At 61.9% G+C, this 20,954-nt stretch carries 16 protein-coding genes and 1 pseudogene; 3 read left to right on the top strand and 14 right to left on the bottom strand.

Translation table 11 applies throughout. From position 1 onward, the window contains the following. Nucleotide 1: 1 nt before the first annotated feature. From ABD283_RS06945 to ABD283_RS06925, 5 genes are all read right to left on the bottom strand, one after another. The gene (locus ABD283_RS06945) at nt 2-445 is read right to left on the bottom strand and encodes a pyridoxamine 5'-phosphate oxidase family protein (protein WP_344224251.1); all 444 of its coding nucleotides are present in this window, start codon (nt 443-445) and stop codon (nt 2-4) included. Between the two features lie 92 nt (nt 446-537). Then, nucleotides 538-1,350, bottom strand: coding sequence for an SOS response-associated peptidase (locus ABD283_RS06940; RefSeq protein ID WP_344224250.1), 813 nt, complete (start codon nt 1,348-1,350; stop codon nt 538-540). Nucleotides 1,351-1,359: 9 nt separating this feature from the next. Then, nucleotides 1,360-2,079, bottom strand: coding sequence for a lipoate--protein ligase family protein (locus tag ABD283_RS06935; protein ID WP_344224249.1), 720 nt, complete (start codon nt 2,077-2,079; stop codon nt 1,360-1,362). Nucleotides 2,080-2,140: 61 nt separating this feature from the next. After that, on the bottom strand, nt 2,141-2,602 hold the full coding sequence (locus ABD283_RS06930; RefSeq protein ID WP_190780500.1) for a hypothetical protein: 462 nt from the start codon (nt 2,600-2,602) through the stop codon (nt 2,141-2,143). Nucleotides 2,603-3,359: 757 nt separating this feature from the next. Next, nucleotides 3,360-4,679 (bottom strand): ISL3 family transposase, encoded by a 1,320-nt coding sequence (locus ABD283_RS06925; RefSeq protein WP_031272418.1) that lies wholly within the window; start codon nt 4,677-4,679, stop codon nt 3,360-3,362. Between the two features lie 662 nt (nt 4,680-5,341). Here ABD283_RS06925 and vsr point away from each other — a divergent pair. Continuing rightward, the gene (gene vsr / locus ABD283_RS06920) at nt 5,342-6,163 is read left to right on the top strand and encodes a DNA mismatch endonuclease Vsr (RefSeq protein ID WP_425552819.1); all 822 of its coding nucleotides are present in this window, start codon (nt 5,342-5,344) and stop codon (nt 6,161-6,163) included. Here vsr and ABD283_RS06915 read toward each other — a convergent pair. The 6 genes and pseudogenes from ABD283_RS06915 to ABD283_RS06885 form a co-directional block, all read right to left on the bottom strand. After that, complete coding sequence (locus ABD283_RS06915; RefSeq protein ID WP_344224247.1) at nt 6,117-7,010, bottom strand: YDG/SRA domain-containing protein; 894 nt, start codon at nt 7,008-7,010, stop codon at nt 6,117-6,119. The genes vsr and ABD283_RS06915 overlap by 47 nt on opposite strands. Beyond that, complete coding sequence (locus ABD283_RS06910) at nt 7,007-8,722, bottom strand: hypothetical protein (protein WP_344224246.1); 1,716 nt, start codon at nt 8,720-8,722, stop codon at nt 7,007-7,009. Before ABD283_RS06910 ends, ABD283_RS06915 begins: the two co-directional genes overlap by 4 nt. A gap of 2 nt (nt 8,723-8,724) precedes the next feature. Beyond that, nucleotides 8,725-11,754: a helicase-related protein gene (locus ABD283_RS06905; RefSeq protein ID WP_344224245.1), complete on the bottom strand. Its 3,030-nt coding sequence runs from the start codon at nt 11,752-11,754 to the stop codon at nt 8,725-8,727. Nucleotides 11,755-11,768: 14 nt separating this feature from the next. Further along, nucleotides 11,769-12,914 (bottom strand): sigma-70 family RNA polymerase sigma factor, encoded by a 1,146-nt coding sequence (locus tag ABD283_RS06900; protein WP_344224244.1) that lies wholly within the window; start codon nt 12,912-12,914, stop codon nt 11,769-11,771. A gap of 349 nt (nt 12,915-13,263) precedes the next feature. After that, nucleotides 13,264-14,365, bottom strand: a pseudogene (locus tag ABD283_RS14410) (IS110 family RNA-guided transposase). A 135-nt stretch (nt 14,366-14,500) separates the two neighbouring features. Next, nucleotides 14,501-15,649, bottom strand: a complete 1,149-nt coding sequence (locus tag ABD283_RS06885) for a DNA cytosine methyltransferase (protein WP_344224241.1) — start codon at nt 15,647-15,649, stop codon at nt 14,501-14,503. Between the two features lie 424 nt (nt 15,650-16,073). On the opposite strand from ABD283_RS06885, the gene ABD283_RS06880 reads away from it, so the two are divergent. After that, complete coding sequence (locus ABD283_RS06880; protein WP_344224239.1) at nt 16,074-17,465, top strand: recombinase family protein; 1,392 nt, start codon at nt 16,074-16,076, stop codon at nt 17,463-17,465. 55 nt (nt 17,466-17,520) lie between these two features. Here ABD283_RS06880 and ABD283_RS06875 read toward each other — a convergent pair whose 3' ends face one another. From ABD283_RS06875 to nrdF, 3 genes are all read right to left on the bottom strand, one after another. Further along, nucleotides 17,521-17,727: a helix-turn-helix domain-containing protein gene (locus ABD283_RS06875; RefSeq protein ID WP_344224238.1), complete on the bottom strand. Its 207-nt coding sequence runs from the start codon at nt 17,725-17,727 to the stop codon at nt 17,521-17,523. A 78-nt stretch (nt 17,728-17,805) separates the two neighbouring features. Further along, nucleotides 17,806-19,080 (bottom strand): tyrosine-type recombinase/integrase, encoded by a 1,275-nt coding sequence (locus tag ABD283_RS06870; protein ID WP_344224237.1) that lies wholly within the window; start codon nt 19,078-19,080, stop codon nt 17,806-17,808. A 365-nt stretch (nt 19,081-19,445) separates the two neighbouring features. Next, on the bottom strand, nt 19,446-20,426 hold the full coding sequence (gene nrdF, locus ABD283_RS06865; protein WP_016996405.1) for a class 1b ribonucleoside-diphosphate reductase subunit beta: 981 nt from the start codon (nt 20,424-20,426) through the stop codon (nt 19,446-19,448). A gap of 313 nt (nt 20,427-20,739) precedes the next feature. Between nrdF and ABD283_RS06860 the strand changes: the two genes are divergently transcribed. Further along, nucleotides 20,740-20,928, top strand: coding sequence for an antitoxin (locus ABD283_RS06860; RefSeq protein WP_016996406.1), 189 nt, complete (start codon nt 20,740-20,742; stop codon nt 20,926-20,928). The last annotated feature ends 26 nt before the right edge of the window (nt 20,929-20,954 follow it).

Raw genomic sequence — 20,954 nt, 5'->3', positions numbered from 1 at the left:
GCTAGAGCTCCAGTTCACGCTGCGCGGGCGGGACCTCTCGCGCATCCGTGTAGCTGGCCCAACGAACGGTGACCTCGAGAAGACGCATGTTCTCGGGGTCACTGGTCTCTGCCGAGCCCGGGTGCTGAGCGGAAAGAACTTCAGCCGCAGCGGCCACCTGAGTCTCGTCCAGAACGGTCGCCTCGCCTTCGAGCTGAACCTCCTCGGCACCGTCGGTGACTACCACCAGGGATACCCGAGGGTCCGAGGTAATGTTCGTGAATTTACGGGACAGCGCATTCGTTCCGAAGATGATGCGGCCGGCGTCGCTGGCGGCCACGTGAACGTATGCGGATTCGGGGTAACCGGTTCCGCTGTTGCTCGCGATCACACCGGCCCCCGCGCGGCGCACGAAATCGACCAACCAACGGCTGTCTTCCGAGATGTTCTTGCCCAGTTCCACCATGACGTCTCCTACCGGATTGTGCCTGTACCTGACAAGGTCCACTGTAGGCATCGACCGCCTCGGTTACGGGTGTGGCGCTCCAGCGGGGGTCTTTAGAGCAGAGTGTTAAGCGGCTCCACCAGATGGGGGCCCTGTACGGCCACGGAACCTACGTCCTTGGTGACCGGGTGCATCCGCCATTGGGCGGCCACGTCGTACGCCTCGGAGATCGCCCGGGCCACCACGTCTCGGGTGCGGTCCTTGTCCGGCGAAATCCACTCCTGTACGAGATCTGAGCTCATGCCCATGGGCAGCCGATTATGGAGGTTACCCAGGGCGGCCAGGTGCTCGTTCTCGGAGTCCGGGTCCGGGGCTTCGCACGTCAGGATCGAACACGACAACAACCACTGGCTCTCACCCTCTTTGCCGGAGCGGGTTTGCCCCTCACGGGTGCCCTCCAGCTGAGTCTCCGGGACCTTCCACCACTCGTAGATACCGGCGAACCAGATCATCTGATCTTCCGGCGGGTGCACGAAGTACGGCTGCTTTTTCCCCTTGCCTTTGCTGCCATCGGTCGGGGCCAGCCATTCGTAGTAACCGTCCGCGGGAATTGCGCAGCGCCGGGACTTGATGGCGGATCGGAACGATGGCTTCTCCAACACAGTTTCCGACCGAGCGTTGAACATCTTGGACCCCATGGCAATGTCTTTCGACCACGACGGGACCAAACCCCAGCGTGCCGCGTGGAGTTCACGGTGCAGGGTGCCCTGGTCATCCAGTCGTTCCAGCAGAATGGGCACGGTCTGGGTGGGCGCGGTGTTCCAATTGGCACGCACGTGGTCCCCGGTGAGGGTCTCGTCCACCTCGGCGTCGAATTCCAGGGCGAGCTGGCCCGGGGTCCTGGCAATGACGTAACGGCCGCACATGGGGTGCCCCTAACTGTTCTGAATGGCTCCGTAGCCCATGTACCGGGAGTACATGGTGTAGACCTGCAACAACGCGTCTTCGACCTGCGAAACTGTGGTTCCGGGGCGGACATCATCCACGGCGCCGGCGGTTCCCGGATCCCATTCCACGCCCAACGCCGAGTAGACGTCGGTGAGGACCGAACGAATCGGGTCGGAATGTTCCACCACGATCACGCTGGAGAAATACCAGGCGCCGGCCACGACCCGTTGGGCGGTGCCCGCGAGTTTCACCGGCCGGTCCGGGTCCTGGGCGGTGCGCGGCGCGTGCACGCTATACTCCCCCGCGCAGTATTCGCCGGGGATCTCGCCCACGTCGGCGGGAATGTCCAGGTGTTCGAGGGCGGCCACGATCATGTCACCGAACAACCGGTAACGGTCCTGGATTCCGGTCTTGGGGTCCGGATCCGATTCGACGTGGTCCACGATCAGGCACCCGCCGTGATAGGCGGCCGCGCGCCCACCGACCCGGCGCACCAAGGGTGCGAACCCGGCGTCGAGCGCGGACTGCCGTGCGCGGCCGAAGCCCGGGTTGAGTTCGTCGCGGCGACCGAAGGCGACCGTGGGGCGGGGCTGGTAGATCCGCAGGATGGGCCCGGTGTTCGACGACCGAGCGGCGTCGAGAATCGACAGGGAACGGCGGTAGTCCTGCTCGGCACCTAGGGACTCGCGCTGGCGTATAAGTTTCATGCTGCGCCCCACTGTAGTTGCTCGGCCGGGCGCGCACGGTCGACGACGCCGCTGCGTCGCCCTACGCGGCTAAAGCCGCCGTGGATCCGCTGCGCCACCGCGGCGCGAGCCGGTGTTCGTTGGCCCCGATGCCACGGCGAATCGCTCGGACGGTAATATCCGGTTCCAACGGACCGTACGCCTGCGCGGCGGCCGTGGCGGCTGCGAGCAACGCGTAATCGTCCAGGAGTTCGCGCGAGTCCTTCAGGGACAGGATCTTCTCGCGGGGGTCGGCGGTCTGTCTCACGGGCACGAACCGGTGGACGCGATACTGCTCCCGCGCCAGCCGCTTCTTCGCCTTTCGAGACAGGAGGGAGGTGTCGGGGTGGGTCAGGTACCACGCTTGTGCTCCGCGCAGCACACGGGTCAACAGTGATACGTGAAACTCTGCCACGGTGCCACCACCGCGCATGACGGAACCAAGTGCGGACAGTTCATGGGACGTGAGGGCGGACGGGGTCCGCGGGGAAGTGAACGTCAACATGTCATCCTCTCGACGATCAATGGATCGAGGCTCGCGGTGTGCGTGCCGGTGTGTATCGATCATGCACCGCGATCACTGATAGCGGGTTGAGAGGAGCTGGTCATTATGAGAGGAGCTGGTCATTAACTGACAAACCCCGCACCCCGACCTGGGAGCCCAGGTGGGCGCGGGGTTCGATCGCGGCCGTGGACTTAGAAGTCCCAGTCCTAGTCAGGTTCCCCGGAATCTTGCGGCTTTTCGGTGGCTAGGTCGGACTCGTGCCCTCTACGTGCCACTCCCCCGCGTCGAACGCAGTCGGGCGGCAGCAGCGAAGCCGCACGCTTCGGAATTCATACGGAACCGATGACACCAGCTTATGAGGCAAGCCGTCATATTGGAAGCAATTGAATCTACGACCACTTGACGGGTTTGGGAATTTTCCGATCCCCGCCGATTGTCTCAAGAACACGCGGATTCTCATGTGTTTACAGGGATCTAAGTAGCTCGCATGATCTCAGAGTAACCGGTTAGTGGCGGGTCTTGGCGGGTGATTTAGGTGGGTTTCTGATGAAACGAGCGTAAGACTCTAACCCAGAAACAACAGACGGGCCCCGTCCGAAGTGACGCGACGGCGCCAATACGTTTGAAATCCGCGCGACTCTACGGTTTTCAGGGCAACTAAATGGCGGATAACAATTGGCGTCTGGGTCTCGCAGGCCTTCGAGTTGGCCATGTTTAGGGAGTCGCTCCGAGATTCGAAGCGCGGCAAACTGGCTCTTCACAATCGAGGGTGTAGTTGCGGTCTGAAGCCGCCGGCCTCGAGCAGGCTGCGGGCGATGTAGTTGGTGAGGTTGCGGAAGCCGAGAGCGGATCCGCGGAGGTGTTCCAGGCGGCCGTTGATGGCCTCGGTGGGGCCGTTGCTGGTGCCGGGTCGGTCGAAGTAGGCGAGCACGTCGGCAGATCGTTTGGCCAGGGTTCGACCCAGCGTGGTGATCTCGGTTAGGGCCTTCGGCACGCCGGTACTGATCGAGGCGATCACCGCGCTCATCAGATCGTGGCCTTGGGTGCGGTCGGGATGCCGGTACGCGGCGATCATCCGCTGGTAGATGCCCCAGGTGCACTCGACTTGCACGTGCTCATCGACAGCGAACAGTGCGGTGAGGCGTTCGTGCTGTCGGTCGGTGAGCAGGTCCGCGCCGGTGTGCAGGGTTCGCCGGGCCCGGTACAGCGGATCCGTGGTGCGGCCGCGGTGGCCGTGCAGGTCCTGCTGGACCCGGCGCCGACACTTGTCCAGCGCGTCACCGGCCAACCGGACGACGTGGAACGGGTCCATCACTGTGGTCGCTTCCGGGATCTCTTCGGTAGCAGCGGTTTTGAATCCGGTGAAGCCATCCATCGCGACGACGTCGACCGCAGTGCGCCACGCTGGTTCACGGTCGGCGAGCCAGGCCTTGAAGACCTGCTTGGACCGTCCGGGAACCATGTCCAACAGACGTGCTGGACCGGTGCCGTCCCGGATCGGGGTCAGGTCGATGATGACCGTCACGTATTTGTCGCCGCGGCGGGTGTGCCGCCACACGTGCTCATCCACACCGATCGCGGTGACACCCTCGAACCGGCCCGGGTTGTTGATCAACACCCGATGCCCCTCGGCGAGCACGGCGTCGTTTGCGGTGTTCCACGCGACGCCGAGCCCTTCAGCGACTCGGGCGATCGTGAGGTGCTGACACACGATCGCGGTCAGCGCCCACGCCATCGCACGCCGCGACACCCTGGCCCGCGGCTCGGCCGCGCGACTGGTATCTTGACGCCACACATGTCCGCAGTTGGTACACCGGTACCGCCGCACCGTGACGCGCAGCGTCGTTGGTCGCCAGCCCAACGGTTCATGCGACAACCGGCGAACCACGCTGCCCCGCGGGATTCCTTGGCAGCCACACCGGTGGCACCACCGGTCATCGTCAACGACCCTGCACGCCAGCACGGCCCGGTCGGGTTCGAGACGTTGCCCAACGGTGATGAGGCCAAGTTCGTCGAGACCGCAGAACGAGGTCAGGTCAGGACAGCTGAAGCCGTCCTCGGCAGTAGCGTTGGGCACGTCGAGGTCTTCCAGATGAGGCGTGTAGGAACCTTCATCCTCGGAAGACCTCGACCCCTACCCGGTGAGCGACGCGCTGACAGATCTACACCCTCGATTGTGAAGAGCCGGCAAACTGCGCGCCGTAGCTGTTCATACGAAACCCGAAAGCATGGCGTGAGGTCTACAGCGCGCTCACCCCCAGCGCTTATCACATCAATGAGACTCTTCAGGCCCAACCTCTAGCCTGGGTTGATTGATCGGGTAACCGCGACAGTCCCCAGCAATGGGGACCGGCAGCCCGTTAGCACTACACTCAATGATGGCGTGCACGCGCATCTCGCTCAAAACAAAGAGGTACGCCGCGATTCCTATCAGCTCATAGCACTCAAGCTGCCCATCATGACACCAGGGACTTCCTTGAAGCTCCCTCATAGTACAGGGCTTTCACCTTCCTTTAGGCCCCAGGAAGCCTCTATTGGTCGCTGACGGTCCAAGAGAAGGCCCCGCCTTGAAAAGTATGAAATCACGCGGATGTAGCCGCACAGGCGGGCTACCATGATCAGGGTGGGCGGTAGCAAACGTAAGCCAGCCACGCAGGAGCCACCGCTTCGTGTGGTCGCAGCAATCTTGCTCGACCGCGAAGAGGTCCTCGCTTGCCGGCGCAAACCTGATACAAAAAGCTGGGCAGGCTCTGGGAGTTCCCCAGCGGGAAGATCGAGCCGGGTGAGACGCCCCGATCTGCACTCGTCCGAGAGATGCGCGAAGAGCTCAACGTGTCAGTTATTGTCGACGGCGAGCTGGCGACGAATACAACGACGGCCGCGAGCAGATCAATCGAACTCGTTTGTCTGCGTGCACATCTCGAAGATGCCCGCCCAGTCCGCAGCACCGATCATGACCGACTTCTATGGCTACCCGTCGCGGACCTCAACCATCTCAAATGGGCCGCACCTGATCAACCGGCCGTACGAAGTCTGGTTGCGGCACATGAAACTCTGCTCATAGGTGACAATCCGATGACAGAATCGCAACATTTTCTCAAAGGGAAATCCAAGCGACTCGCAACCGACACCGGGTCATGGGCAACCTCTCCCGGCGTGCGGCGTTCAATGCTCGGCAATAAGGCTCGAGACACGCGGCCCGAGCTGGCAGTCCGTAAGCTCGTTCATGGCATGGGACTGCGTTACCGGGTCGACTACCGGCCCACTCTTCAACTGCGGGTTCGAGGGGATCTGGTGTTTCCACGCCGCCGTGTCATCGTGTTCATCGATGGCTGTTACTGGCACGGCTGTTCTCTGCACTACACATTGCCCAAGTCGAACACGGAGTATTGGTCGTCAAAGGTCGTTGCGAATCGTGAGCGGGATGCTCGGACGACGGAAGCGCTCACAGAGCTCGGCTGGACAGTGTTGCGATTCTGGACGCATCAGGACCCTGTCCAGATCGCTGAAGAGATTAGGGAATCTGTCGTACCCGGTCTTCCACCGTCGGAGCGATCATAGAGACGACGAGTTCGTCGAATCCCATAAGTCGGCGATGTGTTCGCGCGTAAGCGACGTCGAGTCGGTGGTCCGGGTGCACCGTCAGTGAGCCCAGCTGGTTCCCCTGGCGATCGAGGACTCTCCAGTCGTCTGCGAAGCAGATAGCACCGTGGTCGAGCATCACGTGGTGGTTGGGGCAGAGCGATAGCACATTGGCATCGATGTCAGGTCCGTCGGCGCCGCCGCCGAGCGGCACGAGGTGGGCACCTTCGCTATACGGCCCGGCAAGGGTTTCGATTCGGATGTCGCAGACCTGGCAACGGTAGTCGTAGAGCTCCTTGACTCGCGTGGGGACTCCGGCGTCTCGCACGATTCGATAGTGGGTAGTGAGGACTCGGTTCGCTTCCGCATGCTTGATGTCGCCGCTGTCAGACTCTCCGGCTGATTGCAGAGATCTCAGGCGGTACTGACAGATCTGGAACCCGCTCGCCCCGAGCCGCAGAAAGGAGTCTTCGATCACATACTGACCGGAGTATTCGAACTCACCTGCCATGGCTCGGATCAGCCTTATGGGCTGGGCGGTCTGGGCGTTCACAGCGAGGGAGCGGTTGAGACCGCGGAATTCTTGATCGGCTATTAAGCGCCCGCTGCCGTCGCGTTTGCCGATCCCCGTGTAGTAGACGAGCTGGCCGAGATCGATATCGTCTTCATATCCTCCGGACAGGACGACGCTCTCGGCGCCTCTCTTCTTGTCGGGTCCGCCGCAGATGCTGCGACGTATGTCGCGGTGGATCTTCGCGTCGTAGAGCGATTTGCGGTTTTGGAAGCGCGCTCCGATAGGTACCCCGTGGACGGCTCCGTAGGTCACGAGAGTTCCTTTCGCAGGTACCCGTTGCTTCCGAAGAGCGTCTTGCGGTCCAGGAACTTGTTGTAGTGCGAGCACGATGGTTCGCCGACGTGCAGACAAGCCAGGCAGGCACCGGTCGAGCGATCGCATCCCGGGTCGAGGGGACACCGGGTCTCCGCGTCGACCTGCAGGTCAAGGAGACGATCTAGGTCTGTTTCAAACACGGACTGGAGCCCACCGAGAACGAACTGTCCACGTGGTGTGGCGTAAATGAAGACGCCTAGATGATGGGGTACTAGGTACTCGGCGAGAGACTCGCGGTCGACACCAGCAAGTACGGCCAGCTGGCGGATAAACCGGTGTGCATACGTGTGCAGTAGCGAGAGAACCGCGCTCCCAGCGGTCGGGACGGCGACATCATCACCGCGGCCCGGGAACTCGGCGGCGTTGATGATCGCGATCCTCGCCTTGGTGGGATCCGTCGGCGCCTCCTTTAGGAGCCCGCGCCGGTGCAGCCATGCAGCGACTCGCAACGGATCCAGTCGCAGATACAACGCCTCGGTCTCGTTCGTGTCGGCGTAGACCCGAATAGACTGCTGGCGTCCTTGATATGCAACCAGCCGACTCTCACCCACGGGCTTTCCTCCGCGGGTATATCCGAAGACGCCACGCAGGATCGGGAACCGATCCACGTGGTCGACGTCGATGAGGCCGGCACGAAGGACTGCCGGAACGTACTTGTCTTCGTAGATCGCTCGAAGGTTGGCGCCAACGGGATCGCCGGGGAGCTGGCTCGCGGTGCGTCGCCCTTCATATGTGGCCAGGGCAACCTCAAGCGCCGTGGCTTCAGCTTCTTCTCGGCGAAGGGGCGAGATGTCGAGGACATCGACAGGTTTGTCGAGGTGGCCAGCGCCGGCGTCGATCGCGGACTGCACGGCGGCTTCTGCCGCCGCGAGTGGAAGACCTTGCTGCACGAAGCTGTCGATCATCGACTGTCTTGTGGGTGCCAGCTTCTCAGGACGGCCGGTTTGCATTTCACTCAGCACCCACCGCAGGCTTTTCTCCCGTCCCCCGTCGGCGAGGAGTGCTTGCAGGTGTTCGGGGCGTGCAGGGTTGACCATCGTGAAGGTGTGCGGTGTGTAGACCGACGCTGCGCGGTGGACGTTGAAGGTGAGCCCCGGCTGTTTACATCCGGGGCAGGGCCGTCCGGCTCCGAGTCCTCGTTGGAGGGCGCGGTGGCATATGGGGCATGCGAACTCCAGATCTCGCACGCTGCTGCTGCTGGAGTGCTTTACAAAGACCTGACTGTGTTCGGGACACTTCGGGATGAAGGGCTCGCCCAGATAGCCGCATTCGTGGAATCCCACGAAATGCAGTTGCACCCAGGTCTTGTTGCCGCATACACATCGACCCTTGAAATTCGTCACCCGCCGGCAGCTCTGGCAGCGCCAGACGTTTGGCCATGCGTCGACTTTGACGCCCTGTTCGGGGTTCACGCCGACGACCTCGACGGTCTTTCCTTGGTGGAGTTGGTTGGCGAGCCCGTTGTCGTTTCCGTGGGAACGCCAGGGGTCGATCGCCGACAGGAGGCGCTGTCTGACTCCGTCAGTGTCGACTCGGAGGGTGAGGGGGTTCAGCCATGACTGCACTTTCCAGATCCGGCTCTTGATGTCGGTGGTCTGCGCGGGCAGGTGGGAGAAAAGGACTTGGCTGGGACTGCGAGTTTCTCTCATGGTCATTCTTCTCCGGTGATCGGGACGCCCTCTTCGACGTCTCGTAGGGATCTCATGGGCTGTCCGCTGGGCGAGAGGTCGCTTGGCCACTTTGCTTGTGTGGCGGGGTCGGTGAGGTTGTCGAAGTAGCTGATGGCCCACTCGTTGATGTCTCTTCGCAGCAGTTCGTCGAGTGGACCGTCCAAACCCAGCGCGTCGGTCAGCGCGTCAGTCTCTGTCTTCGCTGTGACACCGGCGTCACGGTAGTGGTTCCGGAGTTTGGTGATGGTGGTCAAGGCGGTTCCTGCGGTGTATTCGTGGACCGCGAGGCGACGGGCTTCTTCGGCTCCGATGGCAGTGAGTGCGAGCACGCGACGGCTTGCGCGGGTGATAGGGATGGGCTCGACGAATCTGTCTCCTTGCGTGATGAACTTGTCGAACTGGGCATAGGTCGCGACTTCGCGCTCTCGTGTGATGCGGTGGAGTACGTAGACGATGCCTGGCCATCGCCGTCCTACGCGTGCCGAGGTTTGAATGAATTCCGCGGTGGTTAGCGGGAGCCCTTTCATGACCATGATGTTGAATCGGTCGATGTCGACTCCGTGCGAGATCATGCTGGAGGCCGCGATGAGGTGGATGCGGGACGCGAAGTCGGACTCTGGGGTGTCGAGTCGTTCGAGGATCCGGCGGACGTCTTCGAAGGGGGTGCCGCCGGTTAGGGATTCGGCGTTGACAGAGTACGGAAACTCGGTCTCGGCGGAACGGCGGGCTGCCTCAACGTCTCGGACGGTGTTTCCGTAGACGAGGTCGACTCCATACTGGCTGATCAGGTGTGCCGCATGTTGAACCGGGATCCCGAGCGATCCGCAGACACCGGCCGGGTTGTCGACGAGTTCTCGAACGCAGGATTGGAGCGTGTTCAGAGCCCGATCCGACACGAATTCGAGAGTGACGCCCCGGGGTGCGACCGCAACGTATCGTCGCGCGGGGACGGTGTTTGATTCGGACCAGAATGACTCATTGAGCGCTGGTCCTGGTTGCGGGAAGACCCGGACATCGCGTCGGTAGAGAACGTCGACCTGGCGTTCCACCCCGCTGAGGGTCGCCGAGGAGGCGACGATCTTTGCGCGGGTTCCGGTGAGGGCGTTTTGCAGGTGATCCAAAAGGGATTCGTAGTGCGAGTCGACGGCGCCCAACGAGTCGCGCAGCAGGTGGAGCTCGTCCTGAAGGCGGAAGCTCGGCGCCCACCTCGAAGCGTCCATACCGAGGGGTCTACGGGTGCCGTTGCAGCCTGGGACGAGACAACCGGAAGGGGACTTGCTGCGGCTGGCAAAGGTGTAGCCGTGTTCTGGCTTACTGCACACTCCTGCGGGAGGTCCGAAGAATCCCCGCATGGCAGTCTGCATCGAGACGAGGGCAGCCTTATCAAGTGTGCCGACCACGACAGTCGGTAGGAAACGATAGATCTCTTGATCGACGATATAGAACGGCAGCGGATTGTCGCCCCACGGGCAGGCTGCCTTTCCGCATACATGTTCGAGAGTCCATCTCGCGCGGTCGAAGCGCATGGTGATCTGCTCGTTTCGACAGAACGGGCAGCGCAATAGCACCTGGTATCGGACGGGCATGGAGCGATCGACGGCGTTGGGTTCACCCTCAAGGGGGATGCTGTTGGGTGTTCCTCCCTGGCCGACGTAGAAGCCGAGTGAGATCGGGGCGCCGCCGATTCCGTGTTTGCGACGTTCCAGTTCGGCGCCGGCGAGAGCGTCCGCGAACCGTTGGGTCTGTTGGAGCGAGAGCATGCGGAGCGGAAACCGGGTCCATGCGGTGATGCCCTCGGACTTGCCGGTGAGGCGGTCGTAGATGATCGCGGTGACAAGTAGGCCGAGGTAGGTTTCGGTCTTTCCCCCGCCAGTCGCGAACCACACGGTGTCGACCGTCTGAGCATCGTCCGGATCGATGACGCCGGGAAGCGCCGAGATGAGGAATCCGATTTGGAATGGCCTCCACGCGTCGTACTTCCCCGCCGCGGCGTGGCGGATGGCCGCTGAAGCGAGCTTGAGCGCCTGCAGTAGTTGCGGATCTGTGACGAGAGCGTCGTATCCACGCTCAAGCCTTTCGACCTCGGCCGTGTACGCTGCGGAGGCCTTTTCTGCTTCGGCGTGCATGGCCGCCGTCCAGCCGGTCGATCGGGCGGCGAGCGCCTCACTCCCCCAGTGTTCGTCGCCCCATTCTCGTGCGGATTCGATGAGCTGCCGTAGTTGCGGGAGAGGGTCGATAGAGAGCGTGTCGAACGTGAAGTCGGGCTGGGGGGCGGAGTGATTCCAGTAGCGCGGACGGTTCTTGTCGACCGTGATGGTGTCACTGGTCCTGAATCCGCTGTTTGTCTTTTCCACGCCGCAGTTGATCCCGATTGCGGCGACGCTGCGGTCGTAGCGGAACGAGTCCGGCAACGATTCGAGCTGGAAGTCAGTGGTGGCCAGGCCTGAAACCTTGAGCGCTACTTCATACAGGTGAGTGTCGGGCGTGTTCTTGTCTGGCTCGTCACTCGTGTTGACGAAGGACACGACAAGCTCATCGTGTTCGCGCCATGTTTCGAGGTCGACGCGGATCTCCGCGCTTCTGCCTGCGAGTCCGAGAACGCCCAGTTGGGTAGCGATCGAGTTGGCACCGTTGTCCGAGAGAGTACCGTCTTGAGCAACGGTGGCGTTAATCATCGCAGAAACGAGGGAAGACTTGCTGAAGGTGCCGTCCGGCTGCGGCTCCCAGCAGTGGAATCGGACGGCGAGCTTGAGTGTCCATGGTCCTGCAGTTGCCGGTCGCAGACGGATACCGATCGCGCAGGGGTCGAGTTTCTCCGCACGGTGTCCGAGCGGGCTGTTGATGACAGCCGACTCCGATGCGAGGCGGCCGAGCCAGAAGCGGTTTCTCGGTGCCGTGTGGCTAACGTCGAGGTGGTCTCCGCGGGCATCCTCGACGACACGTCGGTGCATCCAGTCGAGGAACCGCCAGGACGAGTCGTACAGTCCGTCAGGATCGTTGTCGTAGGTCATGCAGTGGATCCTCCTCAGTCGATGTCGATGAATTGGGCTAGTGGCGTGCGCAGCTGTGAAGATGCGAGGATCTTGTTCAGGATCTGGCGTGCGCGTTCTCGCGTAATTCCGTATACGGCGCCGATCTCGCCAAGAGTGCGCTCACGGTCGTCATCGAGCCCATAGCGCAACTTCAGCATGTCGACGGCGTGCGTAGTAGCGCCTTTACCGGTCTTGGTCTGGTGTTCGGCGACATCATCGAGAATGCCCCTAATGTGGGCGTTCGTAAGCGAGTTAACGACTTCTTCTGCGACGTCGGCTGCGTAGAGATCGAGGACGACGCCGAGGTCGCTGTCGCCGTCCTCGCCGATAGGCTGGTCGATGCTGATCGGATCGTGGACGAGATCGAGAATGGCGCGGATATCTGCTGAGTCTGCGTCAAGCTCGGTAGCGAGCTCATGCATGCTGGGTTCGCGGTCCAGTGACGCTCGGAGTCGGCTTTGGGTACTGGTGATCCGGTGCAGCTTCTCCATGACGTAGACAGGAAGTCGGATGAGGCGACCTTTGTCCGCAATTCCACGTTGGATGGCTTGACGTATCCACCAGGTGGCGTACGTGGAAAACTTGTAGCCGAGTGTGTGGTCGAACTTGTCGGCAGCTCGCATCAACCCAATGGTTCCCTCTTGAACGAGATCGGCGAGATCCATCCCGGCGGGCCGATAGCGACGGGCGATTGATACGACCAACCGAAGGTTTGCGAGGACCAACTGATCGTGAGCACTCTTGCCATCGGCAATCTGGTTCGCCTCGTCACTTCCGTCAGGCGGGTACGGATCTGCCGCTGTGAGATTCTGGCCAATACGGATGCGCCGCCCCAGGAGCACCTCTTCCTCCGCAGTGAGCAATTTGGCGCGGCCGGCAGCACGAAGTATTAAGCCCAGCGTGTCCAGTGCAGCCTTGTTGACTTCTGGCGGCTCCAAGAGAACCGCGGGGTCGCCAGACGCGCTTGTGTCGAGGTGGATGCCGCTTCCGCGGAGCGCCGCGAACACTGCGGCCGTTTCGACGCCGTCGAGCCCATGGAGGTCGACGAGACGCTGGACGTCTGTCAGCTGCAGATGTCCCTGCCGCTCAAGATCAGCGAACGCGTCTTCAACACATTCGGCAACCTTATCGGGACTCATATATTTACTCTACATCTGATATGTAGGGGAGTTCTGTCAAGAGGGCAGGGTGAGGCGCCGTCCGGAAGCTATCCGGGCGGCGCCGCTTTTGGCCTGGCTGGTGCTGACCGGGGAGCGTGTCAGGTAGCGACGCGCGGTCAGAGAAGATATGCGCGGGTTGGGTACCGCAGGACGGTGTTCGGCTGGAGCGGACCGCGTGTCTAGGATCGAGCGTGACACCGGGTTGAAGAACACCACGGTGGTGCTCATTGATGTTTCTCGGATCGATCCACGCATTGCCTCCCGGGACCACCGGCGGGCCAGCTTGTGGGGCGGGGGCCTATTCGGTGGTGACCTCGTCCATCACGGCCTACGACCAGCACCATCCAGCCAGCTCCCGGGCGATGGCCACATTGGCGATGGTGGAACGCTTTTTGCGTTCGAGCATCCGCACCTAGCGTTCGTGCAACCTGCGGTTGTCCGCATCGCCTCGGGCCCGGGCGGCGGCCGGGGCCAAGTCCCAGCGATCGCGCATGGTCTTGCCGATGCGGTATGCCCGGCGGTGGTGCCAGGCAGCTTCGACCAGCAGCCGCCGGTCATGGGTGTTACCGGTCTTGGGTGTCCGGCCCCTGCGCCCTGCTGGCCCCGGAGGAGTGCTCGGAAGGCACCAACCCGACGAAGGCCCCGATGGTGTTACCGGTGAAACGGTGCCAGTCCCCGATCTCCACGGCCAGCCCGAACCCGGTCAGGGTGGAGACCCCACGTAAGCACCCCAATCGGTGCACCACCTCGGAGAACTGGGGCTGGGCGGCCATTTTATTGATCGCTTGATCCAGCCGGTCACGGCGGGCCAGAGTGGCCAGCACCGTCTCGTGCTCGGCGTCAAAAGCCATCCGAGTCGCGGGGGATTCCAAGTACTGTCGGGCCAGCCACGCGTGATGGGCCCCGGTTCAAGCTTGCCCACCGTTATAGACGATCCCGTGGCGCAGCAGCAATTTGGAAAGCCGGTGGCGGGCGCGCATCAGATCTCCGCGGCAGTCCTCTCTGGCCCGTACTAGATCCCGGGCGGCTTCTTGTTCCACCGAGGGCACCACCACGCCGGTGACCTCGTCCAAACGCAGTAACCTGGCCGGGTGCACCGCGTCCTTTGCATCGGTTTTCACCCGGTCACCGGCGGGTCGTTGCAGTTTTGACGGGGCCGCGACCACGCACCGGATCCCGTCTGCGTTTAATATCCGGGCCAGGCCAAAGCCTGTCGGGCCGGCCTCATAAGTCACCGCCACGGGGCTGGGTAGCTGGCGGATCCAGGATCGGATGTGGTCATGATCTGGGGACAGCCGGGCCTGGAGTAATTCGCCGGGGACACCATCGATTGACACTGCCGCCACCGATCGGGCGTGCACATCCAGGCCCACGCTCGTACGCTTGCGTAAACACCGGGGCCTCCCACAACTGTTGGATAGACCGGGCAAGGGACATCTTGTCCGGTAACCCACGAATATCTGTGAGAGAGGCCCCGGCCCGCAATCCCCAGGACACCCGGGCGGTCACTACATACCGTCTAGAGTTTCGTACCGACGATGCTCTTCGACGCCCCTTGCAACTGTTCAGTCTGCGGGCGCCGGGTTGAGAACTTCGAGGAGCAGCTGCCGCGCTAATTGGGGCGGGACAGCGTTGCCGATCATCGTTGCGAGGGCGCTGCGCGTTGTGGCCATGGCAAAATCGAAGTAGTCGGGGAATCCTTGTATGCGAGCCGCCTCATGCGGGGTCAGTGCCCGCGGCAGGTCTGGGTGCATATATCGGCCTTGGCCGATACTCCCGAAGCCACTAGTGATCGTCTGCGCCGGCTGATTCCATGCGAGTCGTCCGTACATGGAATTATACGAATGGTTTCCCTGATGGCACCTCGGACGGAAATGATTGGGGAGATTATACTCGCCTTTCCTCAGGAGATACTGCATCCGCTTGACGTTGTCTGCCGACGGCGTCGGTGCGCGGTCGAACAAGCCATCGCCCGCCACCTCTACTAGATCACCGATTGCCCATTCGAGATCGACAGTCTTGGCCGTGCTCGTGGCGAGGTGATCGAGGATCTCGTGTGGCGTGCTCTGCCCACTGAATGTCGCAAGGAGAATGTGGCGCTTTCGCTTCTGCGGTACTCCGAGTTCGTAGAGCGAAACTACCCGATCGCTCACGTCATAGCCCAGCGTTGTGAGTCGCTCTCGAACAACCGATACTGTGTTCGTACCCTTGTGCCTGTCGTTCAGGACAGCCGGCACGTTCTCTACCACGATCACGCCCGGGGAGAATACCTGAGCGGCCCTGGCCATAATTGCGTACAAGGCATTCTTGGGATCGTCTCGCCGCGTGTGGTTGTTGAGGTTGCTGTGGCCCTGACAAGGAGGACCACCGACGAGCACGTCGAGCTTGCCAACGCTATTACGCATCTCCTTCTCCGCTTTACTCAGTGGCTGATCGAGATCCGATGAGAAAAGGGTGGTGATGTCTTCTACCATGAGGGCGCGCGCATGTGGGAAGTTTGCTCGATAAACTGCAGCAGGAGACTCATTGAACTCCACTGCCAGACGCACATCGAAGCCACGACCGAGGTCTTGAGCGGCCTGCGCGACCCCTAGCGATAACCCTCCGCATCCCGCGAAGAGATCCACGACCGTCAACGGGTCCACAAACGCTTCAAAGGACGGTCGCTCGGAGATGGCGAGTGGGTACAGTTCAGGAGAGCGTTCACTACTCATAGGTTTCAACCGTACCCGTACCTGGACCCCCGATCGAGCCATTGACTGGGAGCCTCGTTCTGCGCGGCAGCCAACTCAATGGGGTCTGGCGCACCATGTGAGGCCGTAGACCTTCATCCCGAAAGTCGGCTCAAGCAAACCTTGCCTCGATAGGGGTTCACGGCCTCGCTACGACAAATGTGATGCTCACGAGTGTTCCCGCGTCAACGAACTCTAATCCAGAGGGGGCTGAGCCATCGGAGTCCGAGCCCCAATACTTCGTCGTGAGACTCCTCATACCCCCCTATTCCTCAGTGAGTCGAACAATGGGATGTACCCCGCTGTGAACATCCCCGTGATTCCGCGGTTTTCGACCGGTGGCTTCTCGTCACGCTATGCCGGGTTGATGAGACAAGGAGCCTCATCATGTCGAGAGGAACCTGTCATGGGATCACTGACGCACCTGTTCGTTATGGACAAGAACAAGCCCTCAGCAATAACACCCGTCAAAGCGTTGATAGATGCGCGAGCGTCGCAGGACCGGCTCAAACTGATGCGGTCAATCGGCGATCAGATCAGTGATTCTCGGTCGTCGTGCCAACCACTGGGGGGGTGGACGGTCGCCCGCGTCCTGAGAGACGCTGACCGTTCCGCTTCCCAGTGGCGGGCGAAGGATCGAGAAGGCTTTGAGGAAGCCCTGCAACTCATCCAGTCAGGGAAGGTCGATGGTTTCGTCACCTGGGAGCCGTCCAGAGCCGGCCGGGATCTCGAGATCTACCTCCAGCTACGCGCCGCCTGCCAAGCAGCAGGAGTTCTCTACCTGACGCAAGGCCGGGTCTTCGACTTCACTCGCTCCGACGATAGCTTCATGCTCGGATTCGAGTTCCTTCGAGCCGAAGCCGACGCACACACGATGCGCGAACGGCAGATCCGCACCGTACGCCTCCTGGCAGAGAAGGGACGCCCGCATGGGCGAATACCTTATGGCTATCGACGCGTTTACGACACGAGCACAGGCCGACTCCTCGGCCAAGAGCCGGATCCGCACACCGGCGAGCTCGTAAGGCTGATGGCACGGCGGATTATCTCCGGCACGCCAGTCGGAACGATCGCGAACGATCTTCAAGACCGGGGAGAGCCAACACCGCAGAAATCCCACGACGGGAAAACCACCTCAGCGTGGACATCGATGACGGTGAAGCAGATCATGCAGAATCCCACGATCGCGGGGAAACGCGTCTACCGCGGAGAGATCATAGGTGACGCCGCGTGGGAGCCCCTGATCTCCATCGAGGATTTCACACGGATCCAGCGGCTCCTGTCCGACCCATCAGGGCGAGTGCACGAGTCCGGGACGGTAACCCCCAAATCGTTGCTGTCACACATCGCGATATGCGATTGTTGCGGGCATCCGCTTCGTCGCGTCCTCGACAGACCCCACGGCGATGCCCCGCGAAGGGTGCGATACCAGTGCCGTTTCCGCAGCTGTTACAAGATATCCATCGTCGCCACACCGGTCGAGGAGTACGTTGTCGACTACGTGCTCGCTTGGATTTCGCAACCTGCGAACGCCGCATTGCTGGTCGGCGAAGACGACGAATGGGTCTCGCAGTCTGTCGAAGCACGCGAGCATCTCGCAGAACTGGAGACGAGACTCCAGGAGGCAATAGACGGTTGTGCGAATGGCGATGTCAGTCTCGGACTGCTCAGCGGTATCGAGAAAAAGCTCGTCCCGATGATCGAGCACGCGCGACACCAGTTGGCACTGCCCACGGTCGACCGCGCGAGCCGTAGGCGCTGGAACGGTGCAGGGATGACGCGGCTGTCTTCGAGCTGACACCGGCGTCAGTCACGATGGGCGGGTCCTCCAGGACCCGCCCACCGCACGTCTCTCACCTCGTGGTCGGCATCTCGACGATGAGTCTCTGATCGAGCTCGTCGAGGTCGACCCGGACAAGACGTCCGACCTTGTAGCCGTGGATCGTTCCGTCCGCGATCCTGCGGCGAAGTGTCTTGGTTGACACTCCGAATCTCGACGCAGCCTCCGCCAGTGATACAAGGTTTCGTGCCGTAGTACCGGCGCGACTCTGGTTTGTCATCCTGGTCCCCTCCCTCAGTCAACGGTTACTGATTCTCAGGTGCGTGCCGCATTCCCGTACTGACTTGATGGCAGGGTTCTAGGCGGCCCCGAGTTCGGTTTCCACGCGAGCGCTGAGACGGTCGGCGAGTTCGCGATCGCGGGTCATCGTGGAGTGCTGGTATCGCAGCACGACGCGCATGTCGGAGTGCCCGCCGCGTCGCATCAGCTCGGCCAAGGTTGCGCCTTCCTGGGCGAAGATCGTCAAGCCGGTATGTCGCAGGTCGTGGAATCGGAATTCGTTCGGCACGCTCTCAACCGCCTCGCGAGCCTCGCCCCAGATGTACCCCCACCGCGTGTGCGACAGCGGCACGCTCCCCCGCGTGCTGACCGGCACCACTGGCGCCTTCGCTTCTGGCGCCACGTAGTCCTCCAAATGCTTCCTCAACGGCTCCAGCATGATCCGTGGCACGCTCAGCGCTCTCTTCCCCGCTTCGCTCTTCGGTTCGGAGAAATCGCCTGTGTTCACGTTGAGTTGTCTGCGCACGTGCAGGGTCGCTCCCCCGTCTGGGTGCCATTCGATATCCCTGCGCTGGAGTCCCAGGCACTCACCGCGGCGTAGCTGGCACCAGGCGGCGAGCAGGATCGTGATCGCATACCGATCCGGCGTCGCCTTGTACAGAGAATCGACCTGGCCGGGAGTGGCGACGTCTTCGCTTTCATCATGCTCGGCATCGTGGCGCACCGATTCCTGCTTGGGGATCGAGATGCTCGGCGCGGCCGGGATGATCCCGTCTCGTGCAGCTTGTCTGAGGATCATCATGAGCACAGTCAAGACCGGTCGTGTGATGCCGTTGAACTTCGATTTCGGGTTCAACGGGGACGGGATCTGGTCCAGTCGCGTGGTCATGACCTTGATCCGGTCGATGTCGATCTCGCGCACCGGGGTGTCGCCGAACTCCGGGATCAGGTAGCCGTCGACTTTGCTCGTATACGAGCGGACCGTTCCGGCCGCACGCCGTTTACCAGAACGGTTGGGTTCCGTGCGGATCATCTCGATCCAGCGCTTCGCGTAGGTCGTGAACCCGATCGAGCGTGCTTCGTCGGCAGCGGCATCAGCGCGACGCCGCTTGGCGACGATCGCGGGTGGCTCCCACTCCCCTCTTGAGATCCTGGTGTGCATGCCTGCCAGCCAGGTGCGGGCATCCGTTTTCGTGAGAAACGTCAAGGACTTGTCGTCCTCAGTCCGTGCCGTATACATCAGGCCATCCGGGGCCGGGTAGCGGGCCTGCCAGCGGCCCGAGGGCAACTTTCGCAAGCTGCCCCATCCCTCGCGCCTCGACGCGGCCGCGGCTGCCTTCTTCGTGGCGCTCATTGTGCCCTCCCATGACCTCGAACGGATGTCAGAGGGAGCTCGTGCCACTTCGTGCCATTGTCCTCGCCAGACTCGAAAAATTTGCGTCTGACCAGGGGTTTCGCCCATAAGTTGCGGTGCCGTGTGGCACGTTGTGGCACGACCTCGGCGGCATGCCCACCCCAAATTTCCTGCAGTGGACACCCTCGCTCCCACGTCGTAGGTGCGTGCGTGCCACCCGCGTGCCACTGTGAATGGGTGTTGATGTTCATCGTCGTCCTCTCCTGTTGTGTTAGAGAGGGCACGAAAAAAGCCCCGGACCTGCGAAAACTCGCAGATCCGGGGCCCTTGACTACCCCTGAGCGGTCAGGAACGGACCGAGACCTCTAGAAGTCCCAGTCCTCGTCTTCCGTGTTCACGGCCTTGCCGATCACGTAGGAGGAACCGGAGCCCGAGAAGAAGTCGTGGTTCTCATCCGCGTTCGGGGACAGCGAGGACAGGATCGCCGGGGACACGTCGGTCATCTCGCGCGGGAACAGCGCCTCGTAGCCCAGGTTATTGAGGGCTTTATTGGCGTTGTAGTGCAAGAACTTCTTGACGTCCTCGGTCCAGCCCACCGTGTCGTAGAGGGATTCGGTGTAGGCGATCTCGTTCTCGTAGAGCTCGTCCAGCAGGTCGTAGGTGTACGCCTTGAGCTCTTCCTGACGCTCCGGGGTCTCCTCGACCAGACCGCGCTGGTACTTGTAGCCGATGTAGTAACCGTGCACGGCCTCGTCACGGATGATCAGACGAATCAGGTCCGCGGTGTTGGTCAGCTTGGCGTGCGAGGAGAAGTACATGGGCAGGTAGAAGCCCGAGTAGAACAGGAACGACTCCAGCAGCGTGGAGGCAACCTTCTTCTTGAGGGGGTCATCACCCTTGTAGTACTTGATGATGATTTCGGCCTTGCGCTGCAGATACGGGTTCTCGCGCGACCAGCGGAACGCCTCGTCGATCTGCTTCATGGACGACAACGTGGAGAAGATCGACGAGTAGGACTTGGCGTGCACCGACTCCATGAACGCGATGTTGGTGTACACCGCTTCCTCGTGCAGGGTCTTGGCGTCCGGGATCAGCGACACGGCGCCCACGGTGCCCTGAATAGTGTCCAGCAGGGTCAGACCGGTGAAGACCTTCATGGTGAGGTCCTGTTCCTGCTCGGTCAGGGTCTTCCAGGACTGGACGTCGTTGGACAGCGGCACCTTCTCGGGGAGCCAGAAGTTGGAGGTCAGGCGATCCCAGACTTCAAGGTCCTTGTCGTCCTGAATGCGGTTCCAGTTAATGGCCTCCGCCGGGTGGCGGAGCAGTTCAACCTTTTCAGGTGTCATGGCGCGCGCTGGCTCCTTCGCTTAGTGAGGGGGCCGTCAAACTACCCGGGGGTTCCTCACGCTCGCGTGGGGCCGGGACGACGGCGCTTCAAGAGTAGCCCACACGGTTCAATTCGGGCGATGGCCCAAGTCACCGGCACGTCTTGTTCCCCCGTACGGCTCAGGAGAATCCCACACCGGTCGCCCCTTGTCACGGGTTGTTTTCTCTCGGCGAAGTTCCCAAGAAACCCTTTTCAGATACACACGTGTGAGGTCATGATGGTCACATCAGCGCCCCGATCGGGGTGGCTCGATCTACCGAAAGGAGACCGTCATGGTGGACATCGGAGGACTTGGAGACAAGGCAAAGCAGTTCGCTGAGGACAACCCGGACAAGGTTGACCAGGGCATCGAGAAGGCCGGAGACACCGTGGATGACCGCACCGGCGGTCAGCACGCGGAGCACGTCGACAAGGGCCAGGATGCGCTGCGTGACAAGCTCGGCGGCGGCAACGAGCAGTAATCGCTGATAGAACGGCGCCCCTCGGA

It is taken from the genome of Kocuria atrinae (genome assembly GCF_039531425.1).
GTDB lineage: Bacteria > Actinomycetota > Actinomycetes > Actinomycetales > Micrococcaceae > Kocuria > Kocuria atrinae.
This window is presented reverse-complemented; position numbering and strand designations above follow the sequence as displayed.